Source organism: Streptomyces sp. NPDC047869 (assembly GCF_040704065.1).
Classification (GTDB): Bacteria; Actinomycetota; Actinomycetes; order Streptomycetales; family Streptomycetaceae; genus Streptomyces.
Genome location: NZ_JBEYRK010000059.1, coordinates 1 through 7,681 on the forward strand (window position 1 = coordinate 1; position 7,681 = coordinate 7,681).

Here is a 7,681-nt window from a genome sequence, read left to right on the forward strand (position 1 = left end):
TGCCGCGCTTGGCGACCTTCTGGACGACCGGGATCTGCAGCTCGTTGGCGCGCCGTTCGGCCTGCCTGCGACGGCCTCCGGGGGAACGTCAGCGGTCCCGGCGCCGGGCGTGTGCCGCGGTGCCGGGACCGTTCACTGCGCGGCGCCGGTGCGCCGGAGCGGGGCTCAGAAGGCGGTGTTGTTGCAGCCCATGGTCGAGCCGTTGGACGTCTGCTGCGCGCCCGGGTTGCCCTCGCCGTTCGCCAGGTTGCCGCCCAGGCCGTCGGCGATGCCGACGTTGCCGAGGATGTCGGCGTTGAGGTCGTGCGAGCGGCACTTGGTGGTCTGCTGGATGTTGAACTCGTCGCCGCCCTTGCCCCAGCCCTCGCCGGCGTGGGCGGCGCCCGCCCCGAAGAACCCGGCGCTGGCGATGGTGGCGATGAGAAGGGTGGTGGCGCGGAGCTTGCGCATGTGAACTCCCGATGAGTGAGGAGGGTGAGATTCGAGGGGAACGTCAGCGGTCCCGGCGCCGGGCGCGGGCCGCGGTGCCGGGACCGTTCGCACTCCGGCGTCGGTGCGCCGGACCGGGGCTCAGAAGGCGCTGTTGTTGCAGCCCATGGTCGAGCCGTTGTGGGTGTTCTTGGCGCCCGGGTTGCCCTCGCCGTTCAGGCCGTTGCCCAGCACGCCGTCGAGCAGGCCGACGTTGCCGAGGAGGTCGAGGTTCAGGTCGTGCGACTTGCAGTGGGTGCTCTGCGTGATGTTGAACCTGTCACCGTGGTCGCCGTGGTCACCGCCCTTGCCGCCGTCGGCGTGGGCCGTGCCGCCGACGAGTCCGATGCTGCCGAGAGCGGCGACCAGGACGGCAACGTTGCGAAGCTTGCGCATGTCATCTCCGGTGGAGTGGGGGTTGCGATCTGTGGCAGATCGACGTTTTACAGTTACGGGAGATTAGTGCGAAATGTCCCGAAATGGGTCACGACGCGCCGCCCTTCTGATCACACGCCGGAAAACCCGGTACCCCCTAGGGGATATGACGGACCGTCGGATCGCGAGACGGGCGGACCGGGGTGGGCCACCGGCCTCCGGCCCTCAGTACTGCTGGGCGCTGGCCAGGGAGTTCGACTGGCTGTTGGCCTGGGTGCAGTCGACGCCCCGGGTCTGGGCGGCGGCGAGCAGGGCGACCGGCACGTTCGCGTCGAGCAGGTTCTGCGGGCTGCACTCCTGGTACGGACGGAACAGATTGCCCTGGCTCACCGCACCGCCCTGGTTGATCGTCTGCGGGGCGCCGTGCGGGGTCTGCTGGGCCTGGGGGGTGATCTGGGGGCTGATCTGTGGGTTCAGCTGGGGGTTGACCTGAGGGGTGACCTCGGTGCCGCGCTGCGGGGCCGCCTGCTGGGGGGCCGCCTGCTGCGGGGCCGGCGAGCCGTAGGTCTGCGCGGTCGCCTGGGAGGAGGTGGCCGAGGCGGCCTGGGCGTCCGGCTGTGATACGGGTGGCGGCACGGTCCCGTTGTAGGTGGCGGGGGCGGCGGAGCTCGGGCCGGCGCCGACGGCGGACAGACCGCCCGCAGCTGCGATGACGAGCGCGACGTGCTGAAGCTTGCGCATGGAATCCTCGGCCCTTCGTTGACCTGTGCGCGGAACCTGGTGAAACGCTGATGGGGCGGCACGGCTTTCGCTGTCCCGCTGCCCGGTGCGGCCGACGGTCGCTGTGGACCGTCGAGTCCGGCCCGTGGGGAACGAGGCGAGAACGGCGGCGGATACGGCCGTCGGCCCGGGGTCACCCATTCGACGCAAAGGCAAGGACCGGCATATGCCGTAACGCCCCACCCGGGAATGTGGCAAATGGGTGACAGGCCTTCGGTGGCCGTGACCACGCCGCGGAAATTCTCGTTCCGACGGGGAGAAGGCAGCGGTATGGACTCGACTCGAAAAGGGCGAGGGATCTCGCTGCCCGCTCCCACGCGACGTCCGCGTGCCGGTCAGGAGTAACGCTGCTGACGGTGCGGTGTGAATATCGCATCGACTGTGCGTGTGGCGGCACCGAACGCAATTGCTTTCCCTTTTCAGGTATCGAAGGGCCGAGGGTTTCATGCGCAAGCTTCACAAGGCCGCGCTCGTTGTAGCGGCGGCCGGCGGTCTGTCCGTCATCGGCGTAGGCGTCAGCCACGCCGATTCTCCAGTCGGACAGGGCAGCGCCGCTCCGGCGCCGGGGCCCGATCAGCAGGCTCCGCAGGCCTATGCCCCGGCCCCGGCTCCGCAGCCGGCGCCACAGGCGTACGCTCCGGCCCCGGCTCCGCAGCCGGCCCCGCAGGCGTACGCTCCGGCCCCGGCTCCGCAGCCGGCCCCGCAGGCGTACGCCCCGGCCCCGGCTCCGCAGCCGGCCCCGCAGGCGTACGCCCCGGCCTCGGCCCCGCAGCCGGCGCCACGGGCTTACGCCCCGGCTCCCGCTCCGCAGCCGGCCCCCCAGGTCTACGCCCCGGCCCCGCAGGCGCCGCCCCAGCAGACCGGTTACGCCTCGGCGTCGGCCGTGTCGCAGGGCTCGGCCCAGGCCACCGCGGCGCCGTACGCGCAGCAGGCGCCCTACCCGCAGCAGCAGCCGTACCAGCAGCCGGCGCCGTACCAGCAGGCCGCTCCCGCGCAGCCGGCGCAGGTCGTTCCGCAGGTCATGCCCCAGGTGATGCCGCAGGTCGCCCCGCAGGTGGCCATGCCCCAGGCCGCCGGCCAGGAGCCCCCGGCGCATGTCGCACCGCAGGTGAACCCCCAGGTCAACCCTCAGGTGAACCCGCTCGTCAACCCGATCATCGCGCCCCCGAGCGCCCCGGGTCTGTCCCCGGTCGGCCTCGGTCAGATCGCGGCACCGCCCGTCGGTCAGCTCGGGCTTCCCCGACTCGGCTGACCGTCGCCGCGGACGCCCGCGGTCACCACCCGATCTGTATCCGTCGCAGATTCCACCCCCTCAACAACGGAGAACCCATGCGCAAGTTCCACAAGGCGGTCCTCGTCGGCGCCATGCTCGGCACCGTCGGCTCGTTCGGCGCCGGCAGCGCCTTCGCACACGGTGAGCCCGGTCACGACATCGACGTCACGCAGGGCGTCGAGTGCCGCTCGCACGACATGAACATCGAGGTGCTCGGCAGCGTCGGCGCGCTCACCGGCGCCGCGGGCAACCTGCTGAACGGCGAGGGCAACCCCGGGGCGCAGCAGAGCCACCTCGGCTCGGACATGGGCTGCAACAACCAGGCGTTCTGACCGGCCCCGGGCAGCGGCGGACCGGCACGGACCGGCCGGAGGGCGCCCGCGAATCATGGATTCGCGGGCGCCCCGCGCTGTTGCGGGGCGAGTGGCCCGGCGTTGCAATCGAGTGTGTGGCATTTTGGCGGCGACGGGTCCGCCGGCCGCCCCGCTCCCGGGACGGGGGCCGGCCGCAAAGGACTCAAGAACGACGCGCTGGGCATGTTCTCCTCGGTGGTCATCGGGCTTGCCTCCACCGCCCCCGCCTACAGCCTCGCCGCCACACTGGGCCTGATCGTCGCGGCGGTGGGCCTGCAGGCACCGATCGTCATCATGCTGTCGTTCGTCCCGATGCTGCTGATCGCGTACGCCTTCCGGGAACTCAACGCGAGTAACGCCGACTGCGGGACGACGTTCACCTGGGCGACCCGCGCCTTCGGCCCCCGCACCGGCTGGATGGGTGGCTGGGGCATCGTCGTCGCCAACGTCATCGTCATGGCGAGCCTCGCCGAGATCGCGGGCACGTACAGCTTTCGGCTGGTGGGCCTGGACGGGCTGGCGGAGGACCGATTGTGGACCACCGTCGCCGGCATCGCCTGGATCGTCGTGATGACCACGGTCTGCTACGTCGGCATAGAGTTCTCCGCCGCCCTGCAGCGCTGGCTGCTCTGCATGGAAGTGGGGATGCTGCTGGTCTTGGCCGTCGCCGCGCTGGTCAGGGCCTACACCGACGCCCCGTCCACCGCGATCCATGTCTCCGCCTCCTGGTTCAACCCCTTCGAGGTGACCTCGGTGAAGGGGCTCACCTCGGGTCTCCTGGCCGGGGTCTTCATCTACTGGGGCTGGGACACCGCCGTCTCGATCAACGAGGAGACGGTCGACAGCACCCGCATCCCCGGCCGCGCCGCGGTCATGTCCACCGTCCTGCTGCTGGTCCTGTACGCGCTGGTGTCCACCTCGGCGCAGGCCTTCGCGGGAACCGGCGGTTCGGGTGTCGGACTGGGGAACGCCAACAACTCGGACGACGTCTTCTCCGGACTCGGCGAGGCCGTCTTCGGAAGCGGCGCCACGGGTCTGGTGCTGTCGAGTCTTCTGATCCTCATGGTGCTGACCTCGGCTCTGGCGTCCACCCAGACCACCATCCTGCCCCTGGCCCGGACCGTCTTCTCCATGGCGGTCCACAAGGCCGTCCCCGCCCGGTTCGCCCGGGTCCACCGCAGGTTCCTCACCCCGACCTGGTCGACCGTCGGAATGGGCGCGGTCTCGATCGGCTTCCTCGTGCTGCTGGCCTCCTTCAGCGGCAACGCGCTGGCCGACTCGGTCGACTCGGTCGGCCTGGCGATCACGTTCCACTACGGCCTGACCGGCTTCGCCTGCCTCTGGTACTACCGCAAGATCCTCGACCGCAGTACCAAGGACCTCGTCTTCAAGGGTGTGCTGCCGGGCCTGGGCGGGCTGATCATGCTCGCCCTGTTCCTCTACGCCACCTATGTCTACGCGGCCCCGGACTACGGTGGGACCAGCGTCGACCTGCCGCTCTTCGGGCCGACCGGCGGCGTCACCGTCATCGGTCTCGGCGCCCTGCTGATCGGTCTCCTGCTGATGCCGGTGGTCACCCGCGGGCACGGGGTGGCCCTCAAGCTCCAGCGGAGCCTGCTGCCGCGCCGCCTGCCACCGCACACCGCCCTCGACTCGGCGAGCCGCTACCTGCCCGCCGACAACGGCTCCGGGGTGGGCGGCGACTGGTACGACGTGATCCCGCTGTCGGGCACCAGGGTCGGCCTCGTCGTCGGGGACGTGCTCGGGCACGGTCTGCGCGCCGCCGCCACAATGGGCCGCCTGCGTACCGGGGTGCGCGTCCTGGCCCGTCTCGACCTGACCCCGGACGAACTGCTGTCCCGTCTGGACGACCTGGTCGAGCAGACCGCGCACGAGCGCGGGGACGGCCACGGCGGCCCGGCTCTCCCGAAGTCACAGGCGGACGAGGCGAGGGGCGTGACCTGCCTGTACGCGGTGTACGACCCGGTCTGCGGGCAGTGCAGCCTGGCGCGGGCCGGTAACCCGGTGCTGGCGGTCGTCGAGCCGCACACGGGTGTCGTCGGCTATCCGGAGCTGCCCCCCGGACCACCGCTGGGCGTCGGCGGTGTGCCCTACCAGAGCGTGGAGCTGCGGCTGCCGCCGGGCAGCCTCGTCGCACTGTGCACGGACGGCCTGCTGCAGGCCACCGCCGGCCGTGCCGCCGGGCTCGCACGGCTGTCCGGGATCCTCGCCGGTGACCGGACGTCCCTGGACCAGCTCTGCGACCGGGCGGTGACCGCCCTGCTGCCCGGGCCGGTCGACGTGGACGCCACGCTGCTCGTGGCCCGCACCCGGCTGCTCGACCGGAGTCAGTTCACCCAGTGGGAGCTGCCGCCCGACCCGGCCGGGGTGGCCGGCATCCGCACCGCCGTCAGCAAGCAGCTGCGGGACTGGGGGCTGGAGGACCTGGCGTTCACCAGCGAGCTCATCGTCAGCGAACTGGTCACCAACGCCATCCGCTACGTCGGCGGCCCGATCCAGGTGCGCCTGATCCGCGACCGGACGTTGATCTGCGAGGTCTCCGACACCGGCCACACCACGCCCAATCTGCGCCATGCCGCGAGCGACGACGAGGGCGGCCGGGGCCTGTTCATCATCGCCCAGATGACCCACCACTGGGGCACCCGCTACACCCCCACGGGCAAGACCCTCTGGACCGAGCAGGACCTGCCGTCGCCGGACGGCCAGTCCCCCGGAAGCCCGGGGGACTGAGCGGTTGCGGGCGCCCCGACCAGCCGTCTTCTCGACCGGAGGGGGCGTCTCGTGCCGGGTCGCGTCGGTCAGTTGAAGCAGCCGGGGACCGGGTTCGGACTGCCCGCGCAGTTGGTGGGGGTGTTGTTGATGACCGTGGTGAGGGTCAGGTTCACGGGGCCTGCGTTGTTGAAGATGCCGCCGGGGTTGCTGCCGTGGGCGGTGTTGTTGCTGATGTTGCTGATGCTCACCGTGGCGGTGCCGATGGCGCTGCCGGGCACGCCGTTGGCGAGGCCGCCGCCGGTGTCCGCCTCGTTGCTCCTGATGTTGCTGGCGCGCACCGTGAGCTGTCCGATGTTGGCGATGCCGCCGCCCGCGCCCTCGGCCTCGTTGCCCGAGATGTTCGAGGCGGTGACGGTCAGATTGCCGTCGCTGACGAGGCCGCCACCGTTCTTGTTGGCATGGTTGTTCGAGACCACGCTGGCGTTGATCGTCGTGGTGGAGCCGTTGAAGTTGCTGACACCGCCACCGAAGTCGGCCTCGTTGTTCCGGATCACGACCGCGTTGGCGGTGAGGGTGCCGTTGCCGGTGACCACGATGCCGCCGCCCGCCCCCGGCGCGATCGGGTTACCCGTGGCGTCGCCGTGGGCGATGCTGAGCGCCCGCAGGGTCAGGTTGCCGCCGTTGACGGTAATGATGCGGAACTTCGGGTCACTGGGGTCCGTGTTGGCACGGGTGATGAGGGCGCCGTTGCCGTTGACAACGATCTGCGAGGTGATGGCGGGCAGCGCGGCGGTCAGCGAGTACGGGCAGCTGGGCGCCAGGTTCAGAGTGTCGCTCCCCGGGTTGCTGTTGGCCGTGTTGATCGCGTTGACAAGGGCGGTCTGGCTGCACGCCACCGGCAGGACGGCGGCCGACGCGGCGGGGGCCAGCGCGGTCTGGGCGAGGGTGGCGGCCGCGCCTATGCACAGCACCTGGGCTGTCCGGGCGAGTGACTTCCGAGAGAGCATGGGGGTCCTTTCCGAGTCGTGCCCGCCGCGAGCGTCCGGCCGTACCGAAGGGCCCTGGACCATCTCGGGCAGGGGGTCGGAACAGCACTCCCCGCGGGTTCGCCCGGGTTCGCCCGTTACCGGCCGGTCTCCATCCGATGGGCCTGTGCCGTGCGTCCGATGGTCGTACCGGGCTTGCCTTCCGGCGGCCGCTGCGCTGCCGGCGCGGGCCCTCACCCACCGGGACCGCACGCGAAAGGCCCGCCGGACGGCTTCCGTTCTAGTGGTCGTCGCAACGCCCCAGTTCAGGGGATGCGATGGGCTTCGAGGTTCGGGAGCTGCGGACAGTGGCTCAGGGCCGCAGGCAGCTGGTGCGTGAGCGGGAGGCATACTCCCAGCTCATGCAGCAGGGCCTGAGCGGCACCACCGATCAACACGGTGGTGCCGCCTCCTGGTCTCTCCAGATACCTGCGCGAGGAAGACCGGATCCACATCGCCGGTCGGCTACGGGAGAAGGCCACCATCCGGCAGATAGCGGCTGAGCTGGGCCGCAGCCCGTCCACCATCAGCCGCGAGATCCGCCGCAACCGTCATCCAGGCAACGGCCAGTACCGGCCGCACGCCGCCCAGGCCCGCGCCGATGCCCGCCGCCCCCGCCCGAAACCAGGGAAGATCAGCCGGAATCCCGAACTGCGGGAGTTCATCCAGCACCG

At 71.1% G+C, this 7,681-nt stretch carries 7 protein-coding genes and 1 pseudogene; 4 read left to right on the plus strand and 4 right to left on the minus strand.

Translation table 11 applies throughout. The features are described 5' to 3' along the window. Positions 1-165: 165 nt before the first annotated feature. The 3 genes from AB0924_RS38260 to AB0924_RS38270 all read right to left on the minus strand — a co-directional run bounded on the left by AB0924_RS38260 (position 166) and on the right by AB0924_RS38270 (position 1,584). Entirely contained in the window at positions 166-450 is a 285-nt protein-coding gene (locus AB0924_RS38260; RefSeq protein ID WP_358940648.1) for a hypothetical protein, read from the minus strand. A gap of 120 nt (positions 451-570) precedes the next feature. After that, positions 571-864, minus strand: a complete 294-nt coding sequence (locus AB0924_RS38265; RefSeq protein ID WP_358940649.1) for a hypothetical protein — start codon at positions 862-864, stop codon at positions 571-573. Positions 865-1,068: 204 nt separating this feature from the next. After that, complete coding sequence (locus AB0924_RS38270) at positions 1,069-1,584, minus strand: hypothetical protein (RefSeq protein WP_358940650.1); 516 nt, start codon at positions 1,582-1,584, stop codon at positions 1,069-1,071. A 484-nt stretch (positions 1,585-2,068) separates the two neighbouring features. Here AB0924_RS38270 and AB0924_RS38275 point away from each other — a divergent pair, with 484 nt between their 5' ends. The 3 genes from AB0924_RS38275 (at position 2,069) to AB0924_RS38285 (ending at position 6,000) form a co-directional block, all read left to right on the plus strand. Beyond that, positions 2,069-2,875, plus strand: a complete 807-nt coding sequence (locus tag AB0924_RS38275) for a hypothetical protein (RefSeq protein WP_366913962.1) — start codon at positions 2,069-2,071, stop codon at positions 2,873-2,875. A gap of 77 nt (positions 2,876-2,952) precedes the next feature. Then, positions 2,953-3,228 carry a hypothetical protein gene (locus AB0924_RS38280; protein ID WP_358940652.1) on the plus strand — a complete coding sequence of 92 codons (276 nt, stop codon included), beginning with the start codon at positions 2,953-2,955 and terminating at the stop codon, positions 3,226-3,228. Between the two features lie 204 nt (positions 3,229-3,432). After that, positions 3,433-6,000 carry an amino acid permease gene (locus AB0924_RS38285; RefSeq protein WP_358940653.1) on the plus strand — a complete coding sequence of 856 codons (2,568 nt, stop codon included), beginning with the start codon at positions 3,433-3,435 and terminating at the stop codon, positions 5,998-6,000. 68 nt (positions 6,001-6,068) lie between these two features. On the opposite strand, the gene AB0924_RS38290 is transcribed toward AB0924_RS38285, so the two are convergent. Then, positions 6,069-6,989 (minus strand): hypothetical protein, encoded by a 921-nt coding sequence (locus AB0924_RS38290; protein WP_358940654.1) that lies wholly within the window; start codon positions 6,987-6,989, stop codon positions 6,069-6,071. 296 nt (positions 6,990-7,285) lie between these two features. On the opposite strand from AB0924_RS38290, the pseudogene AB0924_RS38295 reads away from it, so the two are divergent. Continuing rightward, a pseudogene (locus tag AB0924_RS38295) lies at positions 7,286-7,681 on the plus strand (helix-turn-helix domain-containing protein); the annotation flags it as partial.

Bases quoted from the DNA above. Each gene is read 5' to 3' on its own strand.
- AB0924_RS38260 (WP_358940648.1), bottom strand. From the start codon at position 450: ATGCGCAAGCTCCGCGCCACCACCCTTCTCATCGCCACCATCGCCAGC.
- AB0924_RS38265 (WP_358940649.1), bottom strand. From the start codon at position 864: ATGCGCAAGCTTCGCAACGTTGCCGTCCTGGTCGCCGCTCTCGGCAGC.
- AB0924_RS38270 (WP_358940650.1), bottom strand. From the start codon at position 1,584: ATGCGCAAGCTTCAGCACGTCGCGCTCGTCATCGCAGCTGCGGGCGGT.
- AB0924_RS38275 (WP_366913962.1), top strand. From the start codon at position 2,069: ATGCGCAAGCTTCACAAGGCCGCGCTCGTTGTAGCGGCGGCCGGCGGT.
- AB0924_RS38280 (WP_358940652.1), top strand. From the start codon at position 2,953: ATGCGCAAGTTCCACAAGGCGGTCCTCGTCGGCGCCATGCTCGGCACC.
- AB0924_RS38285 (WP_358940653.1), top strand. From the start codon at position 3,433: ATGTTCTCCTCGGTGGTCATCGGGCTTGCCTCCACCGCCCCCGCCTAC.
- AB0924_RS38290 (WP_358940654.1), bottom strand. From the start codon at position 6,989: ATGCTCTCTCGGAAGTCACTCGCCCGGACAGCCCAGGTGCTGTGCATA.